The organism is Bradyrhizobium oropedii, assembly GCF_020889685.1.
In the GTDB taxonomy this organism is placed as follows: Bacteria; Pseudomonadota; Alphaproteobacteria; order Rhizobiales; family Xanthobacteraceae; genus Bradyrhizobium; species Bradyrhizobium oropedii.
Window position 1 is genome coordinate 17496 of the sequence record NZ_JACMYO010000034.1, and the last position, 22422, is coordinate 39917.

At 63.6% G+C, this 22422-nt stretch carries 18 protein-coding genes; 9 read left to right on the forward strand and 9 right to left on the reverse strand.

Annotated elements, in window-relative coordinates; all coding sequences use genetic code 11:
- Positions 1–9: 9 nt before the first annotated feature.
- Positions 10–1197 carry an extracellular catalytic domain type 1 short-chain-length polyhydroxyalkanoate depolymerase gene (locus H8A95_RS12235; RefSeq protein ID WP_229183346.1) on the forward strand — a complete coding sequence of 396 codons (1188 nt, stop codon included), beginning with the start codon at positions 10–12 and terminating at the stop codon, positions 1195–1197.
- A gap of 19 nt (positions 1198–1216) precedes the next feature.
- Here H8A95_RS12235 and H8A95_RS12240 read toward each other — a convergent pair whose 3' ends face one another.
- On the reverse strand, positions 1217–1885 hold the full coding sequence (locus H8A95_RS12240; protein ID WP_229183347.1) for an MBL fold metallo-hydrolase: 669 nt from the start codon (positions 1883–1885) through the stop codon (positions 1217–1219).
- Between the two features lie 169 nt (positions 1886–2054).
- On the opposite strand from H8A95_RS12240, the gene H8A95_RS12245 reads away from it, so the two are divergent.
- Positions 2055–2867 carry an RMD1 family protein gene (locus tag H8A95_RS12245; protein ID WP_229183348.1) on the forward strand — a complete coding sequence of 271 codons (813 nt, stop codon included), beginning with the start codon at positions 2055–2057 and terminating at the stop codon, positions 2865–2867.
- Between the two features lie 191 nt (positions 2868–3058).
- On the forward strand, positions 3059–4666 hold the full coding sequence (locus H8A95_RS12250; protein WP_229183350.1) for an alpha-amylase family glycosyl hydrolase: 1608 nt from the start codon (positions 3059–3061) through the stop codon (positions 4664–4666).
- Here the strand turns inward: H8A95_RS12250 and H8A95_RS12255 are convergent.
- Together H8A95_RS12255 and H8A95_RS12260 are read right to left on the reverse strand one after the other, a co-directional pair.
- Positions 4663–6354: an alpha-amylase family protein gene (locus H8A95_RS12255; protein WP_229183352.1), complete on the reverse strand. Its 1692-nt coding sequence runs from the start codon at positions 6352–6354 to the stop codon at positions 4663–4665. The genes H8A95_RS12250 and H8A95_RS12255 overlap by 4 nt on opposite strands.
- A gap of 119 nt (positions 6355–6473) precedes the next feature.
- Positions 6474–7592, reverse strand: coding sequence for a vWA domain-containing protein (locus tag H8A95_RS12260; RefSeq protein ID WP_229183354.1), 1119 nt, complete (start codon positions 7590–7592; stop codon positions 6474–6476).
- A gap of 149 nt (positions 7593–7741) precedes the next feature.
- On the opposite strand from H8A95_RS12260, the gene H8A95_RS12265 reads away from it, so the two are divergent.
- Positions 7742–8224 carry an MmcB family DNA repair protein gene (locus H8A95_RS12265; RefSeq protein ID WP_229183355.1) on the forward strand — a complete coding sequence of 161 codons (483 nt, stop codon included), beginning with the start codon at positions 7742–7744 and terminating at the stop codon, positions 8222–8224.
- A 355-nt stretch (positions 8225–8579) separates the two neighbouring features.
- On the opposite strand, the gene H8A95_RS12270 is transcribed toward H8A95_RS12265, so the two are convergent.
- The 3 genes from H8A95_RS12270 to H8A95_RS12280 all read right to left on the reverse strand — a co-directional run bounded on the left by H8A95_RS12270 (position 8580) and on the right by H8A95_RS12280 (position 11851).
- Positions 8580–9545, reverse strand: a complete 966-nt coding sequence (locus H8A95_RS12270) for an IS110 family RNA-guided transposase (protein WP_229183358.1) — start codon at positions 9543–9545, stop codon at positions 8580–8582.
- A 311-nt stretch (positions 9546–9856) separates the two neighbouring features.
- Entirely contained in the window at positions 9857–10411 is a 555-nt protein-coding gene (locus tag H8A95_RS12275; RefSeq protein WP_016845514.1) for an ActR/PrrA/RegA family redox response regulator transcription factor, read from the reverse strand.
- 120 nt (positions 10412–10531) lie between these two features.
- Positions 10532–11851, reverse strand: coding sequence for an ActS/PrrB/RegB family redox-sensitive histidine kinase (locus tag H8A95_RS12280; protein WP_229183359.1), 1320 nt, complete (start codon positions 11849–11851; stop codon positions 10532–10534).
- A 124-nt stretch (positions 11852–11975) separates the two neighbouring features.
- Here H8A95_RS12280 and H8A95_RS12285 point away from each other — a divergent pair, with 124 nt between their 5' ends.
- From H8A95_RS12285 to H8A95_RS12300, 4 genes are all read left to right on the forward strand, one after another.
- Positions 11976–12788, forward strand: a complete 813-nt coding sequence (locus tag H8A95_RS12285; protein WP_229183361.1) for an ABC transporter ATP-binding protein — start codon at positions 11976–11978, stop codon at positions 12786–12788.
- On the forward strand, positions 12785–13609 hold the full coding sequence (locus H8A95_RS12290; protein ID WP_229183363.1) for an ABC transporter permease: 825 nt from the start codon (positions 12785–12787) through the stop codon (positions 13607–13609). Before H8A95_RS12285 ends, H8A95_RS12290 begins: the two co-directional genes overlap by 4 nt.
- Positions 13610–13735: 126 nt before the next feature.
- Positions 13736–15061 carry a polyhydroxyalkanoate depolymerase gene (locus H8A95_RS12295; RefSeq protein ID WP_229183365.1) on the forward strand — a complete coding sequence of 442 codons (1326 nt, stop codon included), beginning with the start codon at positions 13736–13738 and terminating at the stop codon, positions 15059–15061.
- A 198-nt stretch (positions 15062–15259) separates the two neighbouring features.
- Positions 15260–16099 (forward strand): M48 family metallopeptidase, encoded by an 840-nt coding sequence (locus H8A95_RS12300; protein ID WP_163156748.1) that lies wholly within the window; start codon positions 15260–15262, stop codon positions 16097–16099.
- A 184-nt stretch (positions 16100–16283) separates the two neighbouring features.
- Here H8A95_RS12300 and H8A95_RS12305 read toward each other — a convergent pair whose 3' ends face one another.
- Positions 16284–18548 carry a transglycosylase domain-containing protein gene (locus H8A95_RS12305; protein ID WP_229183367.1) on the reverse strand — a complete coding sequence of 755 codons (2265 nt, stop codon included), beginning with the start codon at positions 18546–18548 and terminating at the stop codon, positions 16284–16286.
- Between the two features lie 137 nt (positions 18549–18685).
- On the opposite strand from H8A95_RS12305, the gene H8A95_RS12310 reads away from it, so the two are divergent.
- Positions 18686–19111, forward strand: a complete 426-nt coding sequence (locus tag H8A95_RS12310; RefSeq protein WP_229183368.1) for a DUF1330 domain-containing protein — start codon at positions 18686–18688, stop codon at positions 19109–19111.
- A 338-nt stretch (positions 19112–19449) separates the two neighbouring features.
- On the opposite strand, the gene H8A95_RS12315 is transcribed toward H8A95_RS12310, so the two are convergent.
- Positions 19450–20676, reverse strand: coding sequence for an ABC transporter substrate-binding protein (locus H8A95_RS12315; protein ID WP_229183369.1), 1227 nt, complete (start codon positions 20674–20676; stop codon positions 19450–19452).
- 409 nt (positions 20677–21085) lie between these two features.
- The gene (locus H8A95_RS12320; protein ID WP_229183370.1) at positions 21086–22306 is read right to left on the reverse strand and encodes an ABC transporter substrate-binding protein; all 1221 of its coding nucleotides are present in this window, start codon (positions 22304–22306) and stop codon (positions 21086–21088) included.
- Between the last annotated feature and the right edge of the window lie 116 nt (positions 22307–22422).

Sequence of the window (22422 nt, forward strand, 5' to 3'; positions counted from 1 at the left end):
GAGTTGCTGTTGTCCCTGGTCAACAACGTCGAATTCTTGCGTCATCTGCCCAAGATGAACGCGTTCAGCGGTCTTGGCGCGCTCGCGCCGGCCGTGCCGACGCCGCTCGTCGAGACGACCGAATTCGGCGTCAACCCCGGCGATCTGAAGATGTTCTCGTTCGTGCCCGCGCAGCTCGCGCGGTCGCCCGCGCTCGTCGTCGTGCTGCATGGCTGCGGCCAGACCGCCGCGTCCTACGATCTCGGCGCCGGCTGGTCGGCGCTTGCGGCGCATTACGGCTTTGCGCTGCTGATGCCCGAGCAGCAGGCGATCAACAACGGCAACACCTGCTTCAACTGGTTCAATCCGCAAGACATCGCGCGCGGGCAGGGCGAGGCCGCTTCGATCAGGCAGATGATCGCGCAGATGGTCGGCGCGCATGAGATCGATCCGAAGCGTGTCTATGTGACGGGACTGTCGGCCGGCGGCGCGATGGCGTCCGTCATGCTCGCGACCTATCCGGATGTATTTGCGGGCGGTGCCATCATCGCCGGCCTGCCGTTCGGCGTCGCCACCGATCTGCGCGAGGCGCTGCATGCGATGATGCATGCGAGCGCGCTGTCCGCGCCCGAGCTCGGCGGTTTCGTCCGCAACGCGTCCGCGCATCACGGCGCGTGGCCGAAGATTTCGGTGTGGCACGGCAGCGCCGATCGCACCGTGCATCCCGGCAATGCCGACGCGATCGTCCGGCAGTGGCTCGACGTTCACGGCCTGCCGCCTGCCGCGATGTCGAAGTCGGATGTCGACGGCCATCCGCGCGAGGTCTGGTGGAACGCCGATGGCGAGACGCTGGTGGAGTCCTTCTCCATCACCGACATGGCGCATGGTACGCCGCTCGGGCTCGCCGACAATGACGAGCGCTATGGCGTCGAGGGCGCGTTCCTGATCGAGGCGGGAATCTCCTCGTCCTATCATATCGCGAGCTTCTTCGGCTTGACCGATCAGGTGCGTCAGCCGCACATCGCGCCGACCGGAATTCCGCGCGAGCGCGCGGACACGATCTCGATGACGATAGCGGTGCCTGCCGAAGAGCCCGCGCCCGAACCCGCATCCGGCCGCAAGAGCGGCCGGCCGCGTAAGCGGAGCGGCAAGAGTGTCGACGTTGGCGGCGTCATCACGCGGGCGCTGACCGCGGCGGGGTTGCTGAAGCAGCCCTAGGGATCGGCGCGTGACGCGCTTACATCTCGCCGGTCAGGAACGGATTCGTCATCCGCTCCTGGCCGATGCTCGATCCCGCGCCGTGGCCGCAGATGAAGCCGACATCGTCGCCGAGCGGCAGCAGCTTCTCCTTGATCGACTGGATCAGCGTCGGATGGCTGCCGCCGGGCAGGTCGGTGCGCCCGACCGAACCGGCGAACAACACGTCGCCGACATGGGCGAAGCGCAGCTCCTTGTTGAAGAACACCACGCTGCCCGGCGAGTGGCCGGGGCAGTGCAGGATGTCGAAGGTGAGATCGCCGATCGAGACCTGATCGCCCTCGTCGAGCCAGCGGTCGGGGCCGAAATTGCGCACCCCGGTCATGCCGAAGCGTTCGCCGCTCGCGACCACGTTGTCGAGCAGATATTTGTCGGCGATATGCGGGCCCTCGATCTTGACCTGCAGCGCGTCGCGCAAATCGGCGGCGCCGCCGACATGGTCGATATGGCCGTGGGTCAGCCAGATCTTCTCGACCGTGACGCCGGTCTGCTTGATCGCGGCCTGAATCTTCGCCACGTCGCCGCCGGGGTCGATCACCACGGCCTTCTTGGTCGGCTCGTGCCAGATGATGGTGCAGTTCTGCTCGAACAGCGTCACCGGCACGATGATCGCGCCGGCCTTCGGTTTGGTGTCGGTTGTCTCGTTCATGGGGGCACCATAGGCTACCGGTCAAAGCCGTCAACACGCACGGGAAATGCGTCTGCCCCGGCGTGTGATCCCAAAACGGGCCGTGATAAGGTCAAGCAGAACAATTCGTGAGCTGGCCGGTCAATGGCTGCTCTCGATCATGCGCTAAATCCTCGCAGTCCGGAACTTCATGACCCAGGCTCCCAACTCACCGCTCGGCGGACCCCGGACCACCGCCCGCGCCTTCTTCGTCGCGGACCGCATCAACACGTCCGGCCTCGAACGCGGCGACGTGCTGGCGACTACGCCACTGGCGTTTCGCGTCAACGACAATGGCGTGGCGATCCTGTTTCGCTACGGCGTCGTCGTCCTGATCGGCCTCAACGCGCTGGAGGAGGATGAATTCCTGCGCAGCCTGCAGTCGCGCATGACCGGCCTGTTCGCGCGGCGCGAGGAGGAGATCGCGATCATCGAGGTTGCCGCGGAGAAGGAGGATCAGATTCCGCCTGGCGGCCCGATCTATCTGCAAAGCCTGTCGCCGGAGCGGCTGATCCTGGTTGGTGAGGCGCTGGCCAAGAGTGTGGTGCTGGCGCGGCATGAGCGCGAGGTCCGGGCCGTGTTCGACACGACCGAGCCGCTTGCACGTGAGCTCGCCAAGGGCGGCCGGGTCCATCGCGGGCGCGTCGCGATCCTCAAGCACATCGGCAATGCATTGTTGGTGCGGCATCGCGTGGCCGGACCGGTCGAGGTGTCGGAGAAGCCCGACACCCTCTGGGACAAGCCGCAGCTCGAGCGGCTCTACGCACGGCTCGAGGACGAGTATGAATTGAAGGAGCGTGCGGAGTCGCTGAACCGCAAGCTCGCGGTCGTTGCCGAGACCGCGCAGGTGCTGACCGACATCATCGACACCAGCCGCTCGTTGCGGCTGGAGCTGATCATCGTCTTCCTGATCCTGTTCGAGGTGCTGATTACGATCTATCAGCTGGCGATAGCCCGCCACTAAATTACCCTTGCGAACAGCGTAGCCCGGATGCAGCGCAGCGAAATCCGGGAGCTTCGTCAGCAGGTCCAGCGGCCCCGGATTGCGCTTCGCTTCATCCGGGCTACGGCGCCATCTTTCCGTCCCGAATTGTGCGTCATCCCTGAACCTGCGGACAACCCCGGGGACACGGGGCGACAGCGAGGGGGAATGGGATGGATCAGGACAACAGGGACTGGTGGCGGCGCGGCATTTTCTATCAGGTCTATCCGCGCTCGTTCGGGGATAGCGACGGCGATGGCGTCGGTGATCTCAGGGGGATCATCACGCGGCTGCCTTATCTGACGCGCCTTGGCGTCGACGCAGTCTGGCTGTCGCCGATCTTCCCGTCGCCGATGGCCGATTTCGGTTACGACATTTCCGATTACACCGGCATCGATCCGCTGTTCGGGACCATGGAGGATTTCGACGAGCTGGTCGCGGCCGCGCACGATTCCGGCCTCAAGCTGATCCTCGATCTGGTGCCGAACCACACCTCCGACCAGCATCCCTGGTTCATCGAGGCGAAGAGCTCGCGCGATAACCCCAAGCGCGACTGGTACATCTGGCGCGATCCGGCGCCGGATGGCGGTCCCCCGAACAATTGGTTGTCGGAGTTCGGCGGCAGCGCCTGGGCGTATGACGAGGCTTCCGGCCAGTATTACTATCACGCCTTCCTGGCGCAGCAGCCCGATCTCAACTGGCGCAACCGCGAGGTCCGAGACGCGATTTACGAGGTGATGCGCTTCTGGCTACGCAAGGGCATCGACGGGTTTCGTGTCGACGTGATCTGGCACCTGATCAAGGACGCCGAATTCCGCGACAATCCGCCGAACCCGCATTATCGCGCGGATCGGCCACCGCACGAGAAGGTGCTGACGCAATATTCGACCGATCAACTCGAAGTGCATGCCGTCATCACCGAGATGCGCCGCATTACCGAGGAGTTCGACAATCGCGTGCTGATCGGCGAGATCTACCTGCCGCTGCACCGGCTGGTCGCCTATTACGGCAACGATCTGCGCGGCGCGCAGATGCCGTTCAATTTCGCGCTGCTGTCGACCCTGTGGAGCGCCCGCGCGATCGAGATGATCATCGCCGATTATGAAAAGGCACTGCCGCCGGGGGCATGGCCGAACTGGGTGCTCGGCAATCACGACCGGCCGCGGGTGGCAAGCCGGGTGGGGCCTGCGCAGGCGCCGATTGCCGCGATGTTGCTGCTGACGCTGCGTGGCACGCCGACGCTCTATTACGGCGACGAGACCGGCATGCGCCAGGTCGCGATCGCCCCTGGCGAGGTGCGCGATCCCTTCGAGAAAAATGTGCCTGACATCGGCGTCGGCCGCGACGGCTGCCGCACCCCGATGCAATGGAGTGCCGAGCGCAATGCCGGCTTCTCGACCGCAAGGCCGTGGCTGCCGCTGGCGCCGGACTTTGCGAGCGACAATGTTGCAAGCCTCGAGGCGGAGAGGACGTCAATCCTCAACCTCTACAAGGCGCTGATCGCGCTGCGGCGAAAGCTGCCGCAGCTCGTCCATGGCAGCTATGAGCCGGTGACGGCGCACGGCGATGTCCTGCTCTACCGGCGGCGCAGCGCCGAAGGCGTGGCCGTGATCGCGCTGAATTTCGGCGCGGCGCCCGCCTCGGTCTCCTCCAGCGCGATCGGTTTCAGCAACGAGGTCCTGCTGTCGACCTTCATGGACCGTCACGGCGAGAAGGTCGAAGGCGTGCTCGACCTGCGCGGCAATGAAGGTGTGATCCTCGGGCCGCATCAGGACGACTAACGCGACGTGCGGGGCTCCTTGGTGTCGATATCGCTGCGCTTGAGCAGGTAATCGAGCCCACCGACCCTGTACCAGCGATAGCCGTAGGCTTCGATCAGAAGCTTGTGACGGCCGCTATCGTCGGCGCGGCTGTGATCCTCGGTCAGAAGGTTGACGAGGTGATCGCCGGCGTCGTCGGGCAGCCCAACGTCGAACGATATCTCGAGCGGCTTTTCCGCGAAATTGTGTACGAACAGCACCGAGTTGTTGCGCCAGTCGTAACGAATGATCAGGACGGCAGGATTTCGGGTCGCGATAATCTTGAAGTCTCCCCAGCCGACCTCGGGGACTTCCTTGCGCATGCGGATGATGCGCTCGGTCCAGTTCAACATCGAATTGGGGTCGCGTCGCTGCTTGGCGGCGTTGATGTGTTCATAGCCGTAGGGTCCCTTGTCGATCACGGGCACGCATGGCCGATCGCTTTCGGTAAAGCCGCCGTGCGGCTCGGTCGACCATTGCATCGGCGTGCGCGCGCAAGTGCGCTCGGGCAGCTCGAGATTATCGCCCATGCCGAGCTCATCGCCGTAGCGGATCACGGGCGTGCCGGGAAGTGTGCACATCAGACTGTAGGCGAGCTCCAGACGTCGGCGATCGCCGCCCAGCATGGGCGCAAGGCGCCGACGGATGCCGCGGTCGTAAAGCTGCATGCTCTTGTCGGGACCGAATGCCCTGAACACCGTCTCGCGCTGCGCCTTGGTAAGGCGGCCGAGGTCGAGCTCATCGTGATTGCGCAGGAACAGGCCCCATTGTGCGGTCGCGGGCCGTGGCCTGGTCGCCGTCAATGCTTTCGCCAATGGCTTCGAATCGGCTGACGCCAGCGCGTAGAATAGATGCTGATTGACGTGGAAGTTGAACATCATCTGCATGCGGTCGCCATCGCGTCCGAAATACTCCATGTCTGTCTCCGGCAGGACATTGGCTTCGGCGAGGATGATGGCGTTGCCCTGGCGCCATTGCAGGAATTCGCGGAACGAGCGCAGCATGTCGTATTGCTCGACCGGCTTGCCCACGGAAGCGCCCTTGGTTGCGATCACGAAAGGTACGGCGTCCATGCGGAATCCGGAGACGCCGAGCTGGATCCAGAACCCCATGATCTTGAGGATCTCGGCCTGTACGTGCGGGTTCGACGTGTTGAGGTCCGGCTGGAAATCGTAGAAGCGATGGAAGTACCAGGCACCTGCCTGCTTATCGCGCGTCCAGGTCGATTTCTGGACCCCGGGAAACACCATGCCCGTGTTTGCGTTGGCGGGCTTCTTGTCCGACCAGACATACCAGTCGCGAAAGGGCGAGTCCCTCGAACTGCGCGCTGATCGAAACCAAGTGTGCTGGTCCGACGTGTGATTCACGACGAGATCGATGATCACGCGGATGCCGCGTTGCTGGCAGCCATGGGTAAACTCGACAAAATCGCCCAGTGTGCCGTAGCGCGGATCGACGCCGTAGTAGTCCGCAATGTCGTAGCCATCGTCCTTGCAGGGAGAAGGCTGAAAGGGCATCAGCCAGATCGCAGTGATGCCGAGCCCATGCAGATAATCCAGACGCCGCAGCAGGCCTCTGAAATCGCCGGTTCCGTCGCCATTGGCATCCATGTAGGTGCCGACGGACAGGCAGTAGATCACGCCATTCTTGTACCAGAGGTCGTCGATCACCAGGCAGCCCTCATCGGTCCGCTCATGGTGGCGGCCGTGGGATAAGCGGCGACGCGGCGGCGGGTTCCTGCCCGGAGCACCGTCCTGCAAGGTGCGGGACGATGCCCCGAGCCGTGTCGCTACCGCTTGATCTGCGCTTTCAGCGTGTCCTCGACCACCCGATCGAACGATGACGCCTTCGGCGCGCTCTTGCGGTGCTCGGCGACGTATTTGTCGCGCTTGGCGACCAGCGTTGCGAGCTTCTCGTTCAGCGCCTTGCGCTGGGCGATCTGCTTGTCGATCTCGGCGCCGCGCGCATCCGGCTTCATGGCGCGGAGGCTGTCGGGCAGATCCTCGTCCTTGACCCTGGCAATCTCGTTACGGCCGGCCGCGACGTCGGCGACCAGGTCGCCCTCGCCGGTCACCGCCTCCGACGTCACCTTTGCGCGCTTGTTGATGAAGCTTGCCATCTCCGAGGCGCGCGCCGGCGAAGCTGCGGCGACGCTTGCGAGCTGCTGGGTCTTGGATTCCGTGCGCTTCTGGAGCGCGCGCGGGCCGTAGGGGATCACGGTGCCGTTGATCTCACGCTGCAGGATGATGATGTCCTCATCGAACGGCGTCTCGATGGTGACGATCTGGCCGCCATCCTGCGGGATCGGGATGAACTCGCCATTGCCGTTCTGCGCGATATCGCGCCACACCCGTTCGGTATCCTGCGCGTTGCCGGCGAGCACGGCGTTGACGATGATGTCGCGTTGCTTGGCGACCGCCAGCGTGACCGGGTATTTGGTGTCCTGCGCATAATCCATATGCGGCGGTGCGTCGCCGACCAGAAACACGATGCGCGTGCTGTCGCGGCCTTGCGTCCACTGTATCTTGTTGACGGCAACATCGAGCGCCTCGTTGACGCTCTCCGGCCAGTCGCCGCCGCCGCGCGCCTTCAATTCCAGCAGATTGGCGTATAGATCCTGAATGTCGCGCGTCAGCTCGACCTTCTTCGTCACATACTCGTCGCCGATGTCGCGATAGGCGATCAGGCCCATCCTTATGTCGGCATCGGGATTGGAATCGACGATCGCGGTCGCGATCGACCAGATCTTGCGCTTGGCGCCCTCGATCAATCCGCCCATCGAGCCCGTGGTGTCGAGCACGAAGGCGACCTCGACCACGGGCTTGGCGATGGCCGAGGACAGCCCGGCTGACAGCGGAAGGGTTGCGAGAGCGAAGACGAACGAGCGAAGCGTGATGCGTGACCGCATGGGTCTCTCCTGCAGTGGTTTCGTCCCTCGGAACCGAGGTTCCACCGGCTTCGCGGTGGCTTGAGGCCGAAACCAAAGCGGCTTCCTCGCGAATTTGCGGCCGATTCCGGCGCTGCCGTTGGGATGCGGAATCGGCTAGTCTTCGCTCGATGGAATCGCCCGCCCGCCAGATCGCGCTTGTGCCCGCGCCTGACCGACGCCAGTCGGAGACCGCGCTTGCGATCGCGCGCGGCACGGCGCGGCTTCTGAGATCGCTGGGATTTTCCTGCATCAGCGAATTGCCGCTGCCGTCCGGCCGAAGGGCCGATCTGGTGGCGCTGAACGAGCGCGGAGAGATATGGATCGTCGAGATCAAGTCGTCGGTCGAGGATCTGCGCGCCGATCAGAAATGGCAGGATTACCGGCTGCATTGCGATCGGCTGTTCTTCGCCTTCACGCAGGATCTGCCGTGCGAGATCTTTCCGGTCGACACCGGCCTGATCATCGCCGACGCCTACGGCGCGCATCTGCACTGCGAGGCGCCGGAGCATCGCCTGCCGGCGGCGACGCGCAAGGCGATGACGGTGCGGTTTGCGATGGCGGCGGCGCAGCGGATCAACCGGCTGGTCGATCCGCAGGGGCATGAGTTCTAGGGAAGAGCGCTCGATCTTAATCCGTCATCCTGAGGTGCGAGCGGAGCGAGCCTCGAAGGATGAATCGGCCCGGCTGGTGGCCGTCGACCCTTCGAGACGCGCGCAAGGGCGCGCTCCTCAGGGTGACGGTGCTAGAGCCGTAGCAACCATTAGCTCATCCGATTTTGTGCGAATGGATTGTCCGATCGCCGTTGAGACTGACGGCGTGCTCACGGCCGTCAAGGCCTGGCCTGTCGAGTGCGAGCATGTGGTGGCATTTGAGCGACGGCCATCCTTGACGGCCGCTGTGCGCGCCGTCCTTGTGGCTGGCAGGTCGGGACGAAGAAACGGTGCCCCGATCGAACAAAGAAACGCTTCAAGCCACCGAAGCGGCGGCTGACACGTCAGCTTGCCAAGGGGTGCCTCGGGCCACCACGGTGTTGATGAAGATGAGCAGCTTCCTGGCGCAGGCGACCAGCGCGCGCTTGTGCCCCTTACCGGCGGCGATCAGCCTTTTGTAAAGGGCGATGAGCTGCGGATTCCAGCGAAAGGACGCCGCCAGCGCGGCCGCATAAAGCGCCTGGCGCAGGCGTTTGCGTCCACCGTTGATGCGACGAGCACCGATTTGTTCGCCGCTGTCGTCGTCATAAGGCGCAAGGCCCGCAAGGGCTGCGGCCTGCTCGCGGTTGATCTGACCGATCTCCGGCATGCGTACCAGGACGGCGACCGCAGTCGGTAGCCCAGCCCCGCCAACGCTGTAGATCAGATCGAGCCGGACGGCGAGATCGCGATGCTCGCGGATCGCGGCCACCAAAGCCTTGAACTCGAGCCGTTCGCGCTTGGCCAGGCGGGCAATGTCCTCCTTCCAGAGCCTCTGGATACGCGCATCGCGGCAGCTCTCGAGCCGGTTCTTGAACCGCGCGATATCCTCTCCGATCTGATCGATCAGGGTCAGTTGCCCGGCAAGGGGCAATAATCTTGCGTCGGGTGCGGGGTGGATCTTGCTGACCGCGGTGGTGCAGGCAGCGATCAGCGCGGCATCGATCCGGTCGTTCTTGGCACGCTGTCCGCGGTATTTAGCATAGGCACGTACCTGTGCCGGCTGGAACACCACGACGACAAACCGCTTGTGCCGCAGTTCGGCGACGATCGCTTGCTCATAGCCACCGCTCGCCTCGATCCCAACCCGCTTCACCTTGTGGCGCCTCAGCCACTCCAACAGTGTCGTGTAACCTTCCGCGGTGTTCTCCACCTGCAGCTGTTCCGAGCTGAAGTCGAGCGCCACGTCGAGCTTACGCTTGCCGGTATCGATCCCAGCACAGATTGTGGTACGCTTGGCCATCTTCCTCGACCCTCCCTTGTGATGCGAACCTGAAGTTCGTTCAACCATACGGGTCCCGATGAAGCGCCGATCGCGATCTTGCTACGCAGGACAGCCCTCAAGGCTTCGATGGGTATCGATCCGATCGATCGGCGGCCCAGCCCGGGCGGCCACCCGAGCTGGGCCATTCCTCTCGGAACGAGGCCAATCTACCCCAGCGCGCTATTACAAGGATGGGTAGAGCGAAGCGAAACCCATCTTACGCAGCACCCCACAAAAGCAAATGGCCGGGACTGAGCCCGGCCATCGTGAAAAGCAGATGAAGCGGTCGTTTAGCGCGGCGCGCGCTTGGCGAGGATACGCTGCAGGGTCCGGCGGTGCATGTTGAGGCGGCGCGCGGTCTCCGAGACGTTGCGGTTGCACATCTCGTAGATGCGCTGGATGTGTTCCCAGCGCACGCGGTCTGCCGACATCGGATTGGCCGGCAGCTCGGACTTCTCGGTGCCGGTCGCGAGCAGCGCAGCGACGACGTCATCGGCGTCGGCGGGCTTCGACAGATAATCGACAGCGCCCATCTTCACCGCGGTGACGGCGGTGGCGATGTTGCCGTAGCCGGTCAGCACGATCGCGCGTGCCTCGGGGCGCTTGCGCTTCAACGCCGAGACGACGTCGAGGCCATTGCCGTCGCCGAGGCGGAGGTCGACGACCGCGAAAGCGGGCGCGGCGCGGCCGATCTCGGCGAGACCATCAGACACCGTGTCGCATGACTTCACTGCGAAGCCGCGCGTCTCCATCGCGCGCGACAGGCGTTCCAGGAACGGCTTGTCGTCCTCAACGATGAGGAGCGAGCGGTCAGCATGGTCATTCAATTCAGTGATGGCGTTCACGGTCCATTTTTCCCTGTGGCAGACACCTATTATATGGGGACCTACTGCGGCGCTGCCAAGGCAGCCGAAAGTCGTGTGGGCTGCATCCGGTATGCCAGGAATTGCGATTAAGAACCGTCCTTAGGATTCGGTTTCTTCGCCCGGTGCGGATTCCTCGAAGCGCTCGCGCGGCCAGACGATCTGCACCACGGCGCCGTGATCGGGGAAGGTGCGATTGGTAAACGACACCTTGGCCCCGGTGCGTTCCAGCAGCGTCCGTGCGATGAAAACGCCCAAGCCCAAGCCGCCACGCGCGTTTTGGGCCTCATCCGCGCCCCGGCGGCGCGACAAATAGGGCTCGCCGATCCGCTTCAGCATGTCAGGTGCGATGCCCGGGCCGTCGTCGGAGACGACGATCTCGATGGTTTCGGCGTTCCACCACGCGTTCACCTCGACGGTCTGGTGCGCGAAATCGACCGCATTTTCCAAAATGTTTCCGACGCCATAAAGGATCGCGGGATTGCGTGCGGCGACCGGTTCACGCGTTGCTGCGACAGCAAGCCGCACCTTGATGTTGATGCCGAAATCGCGATGCGGCGCCACCGCCTCCTCGATCAGGGTCGACAGTTTCATGGTGTCGAACGGCGCCCCGCTCGATGACAATTGCGCGATCTTGCTCAGGATGTCGCGGCAGCGCTGTGCCTGTTCGCGCACGGTCTTGAGGTCACCGGTGATGGCTGGGTCATGCACCGTCTTCTCGAGCTCGCGCGAGATCAGGAAGATCGTCGACAGCGGCGTGCCGAGTTCGTGCGCGGCGGCGGCAGCGAGGCCGTCGAGCTGGGTCAGATGCTGCTCGCGCGTCAGCACCAGCTCGGTTGCGGCGAGCGCATCCGAGAGCTGGCGCGCTTCCTCCGTCACCTGGAACGCGTAAAGGCTGGTGACCCCGATCGCGAGCAGGATCGAGAGCCAGACGCCGATCAGGTAGATCGGCGGCAGCACCAGTGGATCGTCGCCGTCCCAAGGCAGCGGCAGATGATAGAAGAACAGCGCCGAGGCGCAGGCGACCGCAAGGCAGCCCAGCGCGATCGTCAGTCGGATCGGCAGCACCGTCGCCGAGATCAGCACCGGCGCAAGGAACAGGAATGAGAACGGGTTCTGCAAGCCCCCGGTGAAGTACAGGAGGCCGCCGAGCTCGACGATGTTGATCGCGAGCAGGGCGGCGGCATAGGCCGGCTCCAGCCGCTGCATCGGGTTGAACGCGATCTGCAGCGCCAGATTGAGCAGCGCCGAGAAGGTCACGATGGTGACGCAGGGGACGATCGGAACGTCGAATTCAAGCCCTTGTGCAACGATGAAGATTGCAACGAGCTGACCGAGCGCGGCGAGCCAGCGCAGCCGCAGGATCGTATCCAGGCGGACATAGCGGCGGGGTTGGCGGAAATCGGAAGCGATGTCGGTCATGTCAGGGACTTTAGCTGTGCCGTGGGCGGCGCACAAATTCGCGACTTAGCGCAAGGACGCGGGGCAAGCCTTTAGTTACCGCTAAGCCTTGCGCTTATTGTCGCAATGGCTCAATGACGGCCATATGCAACAGCGCGAGACAGGTCAGGGGCAAGCGCCTGCGGCCAACCAAGCGCCCGCGGTCGATCAGGGCGGATCGGCCGCGATCGAGGTCGCGCATCTGGTCAAGGTCTACAAGACCACCCGCGCGGTCGACGATATCTCCTTCCGCATTGCGCGCGGCAGCATCACCGGCCTGCTCGGCGGCAACGGCGCCGGCAAGACCACGACGATCGCGATGATCATGGGGCTGGTGCTGCCGACCTCGGGCAGCGTCAGCGTGCTGGGCGCAAAAATCCCCGAGCAGCGCTATGACGTGCTCGGGCGGATGAATTTCGAGAGCCCCTATGTCGACATGCCGATGCGACTCACCGTGCGGCAGAACCTGACCATTTTCGGACGCCTCTATGCCGTGAAGCATCTGCGCGAGCGGATCGACCAGCTCGCCGCCGATCTCGATCTCACCGAATTCCTCGATCGCTCCAACGGCAAGCTCTCCGCCGGGCAGAAGACCCGTGTCGCGCTGGCGAAGGCGCTGATCAACGAGCCGGACCTGCTGCTGCTCGACGAGCCGACCGCATCGCTCGACCCGGACACCGCGGACTGGGTCCGGCAGCATCTCGAAACCTACCGCAAGACCCATAACGCGACCATCCTGCTGGCGTCGCACAACATGCTGGAGGTCGAGCGGCTCTGCGACCGGGTCATCATCATGAAGCGCGGCAAGATCGAGGACGACGACAGCCCCGAGGGGATCATGGCGCGCTACAACCGCGACACGCTGGAAGAGGTGTTTCTCGACGTGGCGCGCGGCCGGGTGCGGGAGGACACACCATGAGCGAGATCGTCAGCCATCCGCCGCGCGCCGTTTCACTGCAACGCATCAATGCGATGGTGCTGCGCTATTGGTATCTCCTGATATCGTCGTGGCCGCGGCTGCTGGAGCTGATCTACTGGCCGGCATTGCAGATCGTCACCTGGGGCTTCCTGCAGAATTACATCTCGCAGGCATCCGGTTTCTTCGCCAAGGCCGGCGGCACGCTGATCGGAGCGGTGATCCTGTGGGACATCCTGTTCCGCGGCCAGCTCGGTTTCTCGATCTCGTTCCTCGAAGAGATGTGGGCGCGCAATCTCGGCAACCTGATGATGAGCCCGCTGAAGCCGATCGAATTCCTGCTCTCGCTGATGATCATGAGCCTGATCCGGCTCGCCATCGGCGTGATCCCGATGACACTGCTGGCGTTGTTCTTCTTCGGCTTCAACTTCTACGCCATCGGATTGCCGCTGATCGCGTTCTTCTGCAATCTGATCTTCACGAGCTGGTCGGTCGGCGTGTTCGCCTCGGGCCTTGTGCTGCGAAACGGGCTCGGCGCGGAGAGCATCGTCTGGACGCTGATGTTCGCGGTGATGCCGCTCGCTTGCATCTACTATCCAGTCGAGGTGCTGCCGGCCTGGCTGCAATATGTCGCCTGGACGCTGCCGCCGACCTATGTGTTCGAAGGCATGCGCTCGCTGCTGATCGATCAGGTCTTCCGCGCCGACCTGATGGTGTGGGCACTGGTCATCAACGCGATCCTGTTCGCTGCCTCTTTTGCGGTCTTCCTTGCCCTTTTGCAGAGCGCCAAGCGCAACGGTTCGCTGCTCGGGGGTGGTGAATAAATGTCACTTTCACGTGGATTCTCTGGGTTTTAGCCCGTTATCGGCCCCATATTAGGCTCGCGGCACATTGACGCAATGTTACGCATTGGTCAGTATGCTGCGGCGCAAACAGGGGTCTGAGATACTATGCCTATCGGTGAATTTGGTGCACCGCCACTAGCGGCAGAAGGCAGTCCGGCACTCACGACGCCGCTGTACTGGATGTACGAGATGGCGCATGCGTCGCTCAATCCGGTGCGCGCGGTAACCGACGCCACCAAGATCCTGTTTCAGAACCCGCTCAATCCCTGGACGCACACCGAGTTCGGCAAGTCGATCGCCGCCGGCTGCGAGCTGTTCGAGCGCACCACGCGCCGTTACGGCAAGCCGGAATGGAACCTGCCGACCACCGAGGTCAACGGCATCCGCACGGCGGTCGAGGTTCGCACGGTCTGGGAAAAGCCGTTCTGCCGCCTGCTGCATTTCGATCGCAAGCTGACGCGCCCGTTGCGCGCGCCGCAGCCGCGGGTGCTGATCGTGGCGCCGATGTCCGGCCACTATGCGACGCTGCTGCGCGGCACCGTCGAGGCGTTCCTGCCGACGCATGAAGTTTACATCACCGACTGGGCCGATGCGCGCATGGTGCCGCTTGCTGAGGGCCGCTTCGATCTCGACGACTATGTCGACTACGTCATCGAGATGCTGCATGCGCTCGGCGGCAACATGCACATCATCGCGGTGTGCCAGCCCTCGGTGCCGGTGCTTGCGGCGGTCTCCGTGATGGAAGCGAACAACGATCCGTTTGTACCGCTGTCGATGACGCTGATGGGTGGCCCGATCGACACGCGGCGCAATCCGACTGCGGTCAACAACCTTGCGGAAGAGCGCGGCATCGAATGGTTCCGCAGCCATGTCATCACCAAGGTGCCGTTCCCGCATCCGGGCGTGATGCGCGACGTCTATCCGGGCTTCCTGCAGCTCAACGGCTTCATCAGCATGAACCTGGATCGGCACATGGACGCGCACAAGGCGCTGTTCGCCCATCTGGTGAAGGGCGACGGCGACCTCGCCGACAAGCACCGTGAGTTCTATGACGAATATCTCGCGGTGATGGACCTCACCGCCGAGTATTACCTGCAGACCGTCGACCTCGTCTTCGTCAAGCACGCGCTGCCGAAGGGCGAGATGACCCATCGCGGCAAGCCGGTCGACCCGTCGAAGATCCGCCGCGTCGCGCTGATGACGGTGGAAGGCGAGAAGGACGATATCTCCGGTCTCGGCCAGACCGAGGCAACGCACGCGCTCTGCACCGCGATCCCGAACCATCGTCGCGTGCACTACGTGCAGAAGGGCGTCGGCCATTACGGCGTGTTCAACGGCTCGCGGTTCCGCTCCGAAATCGTGCCGCGGATCTCCGATTTCATGGTTTCGGCGGCCAGTACGCGGCTTTCCCTGGTCGCGGCGGCCGAATAGGTGTCGCCCCGGCCGCGATTTTCGCGTTCGCACAAGCCACTGATTTAGCTAAAAGAATCTCAAATCAACCAAGGCCCAAGTGATGAATTTTATTTCATCTCTTGGGCCTTTTTCGCGACTCTGATTCATCAGAAAAATTCCGGTTCCGCCCCCTGCCGGTAGAGGTCAATTAACGGCCAGCCCCTGTATATTGGGCAAATGATTTGTTTTTGCGCCGAGCGCTTTCCCTGGCGGCGGATATGGCAGAGTTCGGGCGAACTCCTGCTCCCCGGACTCTCAGAAATGGCTACTCGCGCGCTCCTCTATCGGCGGCCTGCCGAACCCGCGACCGTATTGGTCAGACACGGCTCCCAGTTTTTCACCGTCAGATTGCGCCGGCATAGGCGCGCGCGCCGCTACACGCTCAGGATTCATCCGACCGACCGTGAAGCGATCCTGACGATGCCGCCGCGCGGTACGATTATCGAAGCCAAGGAGTTCGCCAACATCCACGGCGGCTGGATCGCCGCTCGTCTTGGCCGTTTGCCGAAGGCCGCGCCGTTCCAGCCCGGCACCGTGGTGCCGTTGCGCGGCGTACCGCATCGGCTGGTGCATCGCTCGGGCGAGCGCGGCACGGTGTGGACCGAGACGCGCGACAGCGGCGAAAAGATCCTCTGCGTCGCCGGCGGCGTCGAGCATATGGACCGCCGGGTCCATGACTTCCTCAAGCGTGAGGCGCGCAAGGATTTGCAGAAGTCGGCGCAGCTTCATGCCGCGGAACTCGGCGTGAAGGTCCGGCGGATCTCGATCCGCGATCAGTCCAGCCGTTGGGGCTCGTGCACCTCGGCAGGTTCGCTGTCATTCTCATGGCGGCTGATCCTGGCGCCGCCCTTCGTGCTCGATTACCTCGCCGCGCACGAGGTCGCGCATCTGGTCGAGATGAACCACTCGGCGCGGTTCTGGCGGGTGGTCGACAAGGTCTGCGCCTCGGTCACACGCGCCAAGAACTGGCTCGACACCCACGGCAACGACCTGCACCGCTACGGGATCCAGGAGTAGGCGGCGCTCTCGCGCCTACCATCCTGCGCAGTGCCTCCGTCACCTCAGCTGTCATCGCCCGCGAAAGCGGGCGATCCAGTATTCCAGAGGCATTTGTGTTCAGCCGATAAGCCGCGGCGTACTGGATCCCCCGCATGCGCGGGGGATGACGGTTGGCGTTACGGTGCGACCTTTGGTCTAACGCCTACCGAAACAACCGATCCGCGAGCCACCCATCCAATCCCGCTGCCGCTTCCGGTCGCGCGTTCGGATTGGGCGGCGGCGCTGACGCGCGTGCCGGCGTCGGCGGTGGCTGGCGATAATAGCCGGGTGGGACCTGCGCCGGCGGCGGCGCCTGCATCGGCGGTTGAATCTGCATCGGGCCCGCCGGCGCTGAAGGCGCTGATATCTGCGACGAGATCTGCATCAGGTTCGCCGGTCCCCAACTGCCCTGCGAGTTCGGGATCGCCGCGACCGGCACGCCCTGATGCGCGGATTTCATGAAGCGGCTCCACACTTCCACGGGCAGCCCGCCGCCGGTCGCCTTCTTGGTCGGCGAATTGTCGTCATTGCCGAGCCACACGCCGGTGACGAGCTTGGCGGTGTAGCCGATGAACCAGGCGTCGCGATAATCCTGGCTGGTGCCGGTCTTGCCGGCAGCGGTCCAGCCCGGGATCTCCGCCTTGCGCGCGGTGCCCGAGATCAGCGTCTCGCGCATCATGGTGTTCATCATCGCGTCATAGCGCGGCTCGATCACCTGGTTGGGCGGATCGACCGGGCGGTCATACAGCAGCTTGCCTGAACTGGTCTTGATCCTGGTCACCACATGCGGCGACACGGCGTAGCCGCCATTGGCGAACGGTGCATAGGCGCCGACCAGCTCGAGCACGGACACTTCCGAGGTGCCGAGCGCGATCGAGACGTTGGGCTCTAGCTTGGAGGAAATGCCGAGCCGGTGCGCGGTGCGCACCACGTTTTTGGCACCGACCTCGACGCCGAGCCGCACCGCGACCGTGTTCAGTGACATTGCCAGCGCCTGGGTCAGCGTAACCGAGCCGAAATATTCGTGGGTGTAGTTCTCCGGCTTCCAGCCCTTGATATCGAGCGGCGCGTCGGTGCGGATCGTGTCCGGCGTCAATCCGGACTCGACCGCGGTCAAATAGACGAACGGCTTGAACGACGAGCCCGGCTGCCGCTTCGCGGTCACCGCGCGATTGTACTGGCTCTCGGAATAGTTCCGGCCGCCGACCATGGCGCGCACCGCGCCGTCGGGTGTCATCGCCACCAGCGCGCCCTGGCTGACATTGAACTTCACGCTCTTGGCGGCGAGCTCGTCGATCACGGCGGCTTCGGCGACGTTCTGCAGCTTCGGGTCGATCGTGGTCTGCACGACGATGTCCTGGTCGATCTGGCCGACCAGATCGTCGAGCACTTCGCCGATCCAGTCGGCTACATAGTTCACGGTGCCGGCGCCGGCCGGCTTCACCGCGATCGAGGGTTGGCCGATCGAGGCCTTGGCTTGGGCATCGGTGATGAACTTGGCGTCGGCCATCGCCGCGAGCACGACCTGGGCGCGCTGTTCCGCGCCTTCAGGGTTGCGGTTCGGCGCCAGCCGCGACGGCGACTTGACGAGGCCCGCGAGCATCGCGGCTTCCGGCAGCGTCACGTTCTTCGCCGACTTGCCGAAATAGCGCTGCGCCGCAGCCTCGACGCCATAGGCACCGGAACCGAAATAGACCCGGTTGAGGTAGAGCTCGAGAATCTCGTCCTTGGAATGCTTGCGTTCCAGCCACAGCGCGAGCTCGGCCTCCTGCAGCTTGCGCTGCATGGTGCGTTCCTGGGTCAGGAACAGGTTCTTGGCGAGCTGCTGCGTCAAGGTCGAGCCGCCCTGCGACACACCTCGATGCAGCACGTTGGTAACGGCTGCGCGTAAAATGCCGACCGGATCGACGCCGAAATGCGAATAGAAGCGCCGGTCCTCGATCGCGATGAAGGCCTTCGGCAGATAGGGCGGCAGATCCTTCAACGCGATGTTGGCGCCGGCCATTTCGCCGCGCTGCGCCAGCACGCTGCCGTCGATGCCGACGATCTGGATCGTCGGCGGGCGCTTGGGAATTTCCAGCGACTGGATCGGCGGCAGATGCGCGCCGACCCACGCCACGACACCAATCACGGCAATGCCGGCCCAGAGTCCGAGCACCGCGGTCCAATAGAACAGCCGGCCGATGCCGAGGCCGCGCGACTTGCTGCGCCGCTTGCTGCCGCTGCGCGACGGGCGCGGTCTCTCGCTGCCGGAATCGTTGCTCTTGTCGGCGCTCTTTTCGCTGTTCTTGGGTTTCGACTTGGCGGGCTTGTCGTCGCCGCCGCCGGGAATGCGATCGGAGGGCGACAGTCTGAGGTCGGCAAGCGCGGCCGGAAGCCCGAACAGCGGCTCCTTGCGTCCACCGCCTTTTTTACGTCCCCACGCCATCCGCAACGCTCACACCCTGTACGCGCGAACGCTAGCGTTCCCGGTTTAAGGGGCGGTTACGCAAAGCTTAACGGGGCATTAGGAGGTGGGGCGGCGCGTTGCTATATGACGCTGGAACAAGAAGCAGGGAGCACCGCATGGGCCATATTGATCCGACCAAGGATGTGTTTGCGCAATTCCGGGACAACAACCGGCCGGGCCCGGTCCACATGCTCAACCTGGTGCGCTTGCGCGAATCGGCCGCCTATCCCGACGGCCGCAAGGCAACCGGCGCGGAAGCTTACGCCGCTTATGGCCGCGAGAGCGGGCCGGTGTTCGAGCGGCTCGGCGGCCGCATCGTCTGGCAGGGCCGTTTCGAGCTGATGCTGATCGGTCCGCAGGAGGAGCGCTGGGATCACTGCTTCATCGCGGAGTATCCAAGCGTTGTCGCCTTCGTCGAAATGATCCGCGATCCCGTCTATCGCGAAGCGGTGAAGCACCGTCAGGCCGCGGTGGAGGATTCGCGGCTGATCCGGCATTCGGTGTTGCCGGTCGGCAAGAATTTTGGCGAGATTCCGAAGTAGGCGCGCGAACCGATATGCTTATCCCGTCATCCTGAGCGCGTAGCGCGTCTCGAAGGATGCACGGCCACCGGCCAGGCCGTCGACCCTTCGAGACGCGCTACGCGGCCTCCTCAGGGTGACGGTAAGGGAACACAATGCCCTATCCGCGTCATTGCGAGGAGCATAGCGACGAAGCAATCCATCGCTCCGCAGGCAGGGAAGTGGATTGCTTCGCTTCGCTCGCAATGACGACGATGCGAAGTGTCGCAACTCTCTCAGAGTGATGGTGACAGGCGGTAGCCCAAAAACAAATCGGCGGCCCGGAGGCCGCCGATTGCATTTCAAACCTGCGCGAACCACTAGCCCGCCGGGCCGGCATCCTCGAGGATCGGGCCGAACAGCTCCCAGCGCTCGCCGTTGAAGCGCATCATCTGCAGTTGCTTGTTGACGCGATAGTCGTTCGGCGTGGTGTTGCCCTTGATGCCGGGCAGCGCCATGTCGAGGTCGACGTTCTTCAGGTTGGTGGCCTGCTTCAGCACGTTCTCGCGCGTCAGGTCGTCGCCGCACTGCTTCAGCACATGCACCATCAGCTGCGCGGTCGAGTAGCCATAGGTGTTGAAGTTCGAGTTCTTGTCGCCGTCGGGATAATACTTGGCCATGAAGTCGAAATAGCGCTTCATGCCCGGATCGTCCTTCCACTGCGGATCGGCCGGATCCTTGCCGTAGTTGGTCGAGATCAGGCCCTTGGAGGCCTCGAGGCCCGCCGGCTGCAACACCGCGCCGACCGAGGTCGCGTTGATGTCGACGATGTGGACCGGATGCCAGCCGAGCTCGGCGATCTTCTTGATCGCCTGCGCGGCCTGCTTCGGCGTCGAGGCCGAGAAGAACAGGTCGGCGCCGGCATCCTTGATCTTGAGCACCTGGGAATCGATGGTCGGGTCGGACACCTCGTAGGAGGCTTCGGCCACGACCATCTTGGCGGCCTTATCGCCGAGGCCGGCCTTGATGCCGTTCAGGTAGTCTTTGCCGAGGTCGTCGTTCTGATAGAGGATGCCGATCTTGGCGTTCGGATGCTCCTTCAGGATGTACTGCCCGTAGATGCGGCCCTCGACGAAGTAGTTCGGGTTGAAGCCGAGCGTCCAGGGAAAGTTCTTCGGGTCGGTGAACTTCGAGGCGCCGGTGGCGGCGAACATCTGCGGCACCTTCTTGGCGTTCAGATACTTCTGCACCGCGGCGTTCGACGGCGTGCCGACGATCTGGAACGTCAGCAACACTTCGTCACTCTCGACGAGCTTGCGCACCTGCTCGACCGCTTTCGGCGGCGAATAGGCGTCGTCATACTGGATCAGGTTGATCTTGCGGCCGTTGATGCCGCCCTGATCGTTGATCATCTTGAAATAGGCGGCCTGGGTCTTGCCGATCGAGGCATAGGCAGAGGCCGGTCCGGAGAAGGGGACGGTCTGGCCGATCTTGATCTCGGTGTCGCTCGCGCCGGGATCGTATTTCTTCTGCGCGGAGGCCGACGTTGCAGACAGCGCGATCGCGAGCGCCGTTCCCGTGACCAGGTGGAAAATCCCATTCCTCATAATGCTGTTTTCCTCACGTGACTGATGGTTGGCCGATGATCTTGTCCGCGGGTTCAAGGTCCCGCGGTCGCCATCGCTGGGCCGGGATACTGGAGGAACCGTTGCTGCGACGCAAGGCGACGGGTGCCGAAAAGGCGAGCAATTTCAGTCAACCAAAGTAGGGGGCGCCGCAAAATGAGGGGCGCAGCGGAAGCCCTTGGCGCGTCACACAAGGTGGCTGAGTTCGTCGAACCTACCGCTGTAACCGCATGATCCCCGTCATCCTGAGCGCCACCGGGTCCGCGCAAAGCGCGGCCCGATGACAGGCTCCGCGCGTCTCGAAGGATGAACGGCCCCAGCTGGGCCGTCGTGCTTCGAGACGGCCGCTGCGCGGCCTCCTCAGCATGAGGGGGCTCAAATGGCGAACTGCCTAGCCCGCCGGGCCGGTGTCCTCGATGATCGGGCCGAACAGCTCCCAGCGCTCGCCGTTGAACTTCATCATCTGCATCTGCTTGTTGATGCGATAGTCGTTCGGCCCCGTCGTGATCGACATGCCGGGCAGCGCGAGCGACGGCACGAACTTCTTGAGGCTGGTCACCTGCTTCATCAGGTTCTCGCGGGTGAGATCGTCGCCGCACTGCTTGAGCACCTGGATCAACAGCTCGGCCGTCGAGTAGCCGTAGGTGTTGACGGTGTTGAGCTTGTCGCCCTCCGGATAATATTTGTCCATGAAGGCGAAATAGGCCTTCACGCCGGGATCGTCCTTCCACTGCGGATCGGCCGGGTCCTTGCCGTAGTTGGTCGAGATGATGCCCTTGGAGATGTCGAGGCCGGCGGGCTTCAGTGTCGCCGACACCGGGCTCGCATTGATGTCGAGGATATGGACCGGGTGCCAGTCAAGGTCCGCGACCTTGCGGATCGCCTGCGCAGCGAATTTCGGCGTCGATGCGTTATAGAGCAGGTCGACACCGGCGGCCTTCAGCTTGACGATCTGGGAATCGACGGTCGGATCGGTCAGCTCATAGGAGACCTCGGCGACGATCATGCTGGCCGCCTTGTCGCCAAGCCCGCTCTTCAGGCCGGTGATGTAATCGCGGCCGAGATCGTCGTTCTGGTAGAAGATGCCGATCTTGGCATTGGGGTGATTGGCCAGGATGTATTTGGCGTAGATGCGCCCTTCGGACTGGTAGTTCGGGTTGAACGCGATCGTCCACGGCGCATTCTGCGGATCGGAGAAGCGCGAGGCACCGGTGGAGGCGAGCAGCTGCGGCACCTTCTTGGCATTCAGATATTTCTGCACGGCGGCATTTGACGGCGTGCCGATGATCTGGAACGTGAACAGCACCTCGTCTCCCTCGACGAGCTTACGCACCTGCTCGACCGCCTTCGGCGGCGAATAGGCGTCGTCATACTGGATCAGGTTCAGCTTGCGGCCATTGATGCCGCCCTGATCGTTGATCATCTTGAGATAGGCCGCCTGGGTCTTGCCGATGCCGGCATAGGCGGATGCGGGGCCCGAGAACGGCACGGTCTGGCCGATCTTGATCTCGGTGTCGGTGGCGCCGGTGTCGTATTTCTTCTGCGCGGTGGCCGATGTAACCGACAACGCGATGGCAAGCGCTGTCGCAGCGAGCAATTGCACGCTCCTCATGTCCGTGACCTCCCTGTTGCCGGTGATCTTGTCCGCAAGCTCAGGCCGGCGGATGTCACCGTTGTCAGGGATGATGGAGGAAGGGCAGGGGCATTGCAAGACAATGCCCTTGCGCG

Excerpts from the sequence above, each read along its gene's own strand:
- H8A95_RS12245 (WP_229183348.1), top strand. The coding sequence starts at position 2,055 with ATGACCCAGGCTCCCAACTCACCGCTCGGCGGACCCCGGACCACCGCC.
- H8A95_RS12320 (WP_229183370.1), bottom strand. The coding sequence starts at position 22,306 with ATGAGGAGCGTGCAATTGCTCGCTGCGACAGCGCTTGCCATCGCGTTG.
- H8A95_RS12265 (WP_229183355.1), top strand. The coding sequence starts at position 7,742 with ATGGAATCGCCCGCCCGCCAGATCGCGCTTGTGCCCGCGCCTGACCGA.
- H8A95_RS12305 (WP_229183367.1), bottom strand. The coding sequence starts at position 18,548 with ATGGCGTGGGGACGTAAAAAAGGCGGTGGACGCAAGGAGCCGCTGTTC.
- H8A95_RS12280 (WP_229183359.1), bottom strand. The coding sequence starts at position 11,851 with ATGACCGACATCGCTTCCGATTTCCGCCAACCCCGCCGCTATGTCCGC.
- H8A95_RS12270 (WP_229183358.1), bottom strand. The coding sequence starts at position 9,545 with ATGGCCAAGCGTACCACAATCTGTGCTGGGATCGATACCGGCAAGCGT.
- H8A95_RS12240 (WP_229183347.1), bottom strand. The coding sequence starts at position 1,885 with ATGAACGAGACAACCGACACCAAACCGAAGGCCGGCGCGATCATCGTG.
- H8A95_RS12250 (WP_229183350.1), top strand. The coding sequence starts at position 3,059 with ATGGATCAGGACAACAGGGACTGGTGGCGGCGCGGCATTTTCTATCAG.
- H8A95_RS12295 (WP_229183365.1), top strand. The coding sequence starts at position 13,736 with ATGCCTATCGGTGAATTTGGTGCACCGCCACTAGCGGCAGAAGGCAGT.
- H8A95_RS12260 (WP_229183354.1), bottom strand. The coding sequence starts at position 7,592 with ATGCGGTCACGCATCACGCTTCGCTCGTTCGTCTTCGCTCTCGCAACC.
- H8A95_RS12300 (WP_163156748.1), top strand. The coding sequence starts at position 15,260 with ATGATTTGTTTTTGCGCCGAGCGCTTTCCCTGGCGGCGGATATGGCAG.
- H8A95_RS12290 (WP_229183363.1), top strand. The coding sequence starts at position 12,785 with ATGAGCGAGATCGTCAGCCATCCGCCGCGCGCCGTTTCACTGCAACGC.
- H8A95_RS12310 (WP_229183368.1), top strand. The coding sequence starts at position 18,686 with ATGGGCCATATTGATCCGACCAAGGATGTGTTTGCGCAATTCCGGGAC.
- H8A95_RS12285 (WP_229183361.1), top strand. The coding sequence starts at position 11,976 with ATGCAACAGCGCGAGACAGGTCAGGGGCAAGCGCCTGCGGCCAACCAA.
- H8A95_RS12315 (WP_229183369.1), bottom strand. The coding sequence starts at position 20,676 with ATGAGGAATGGGATTTTCCACCTGGTCACGGGAACGGCGCTCGCGATC.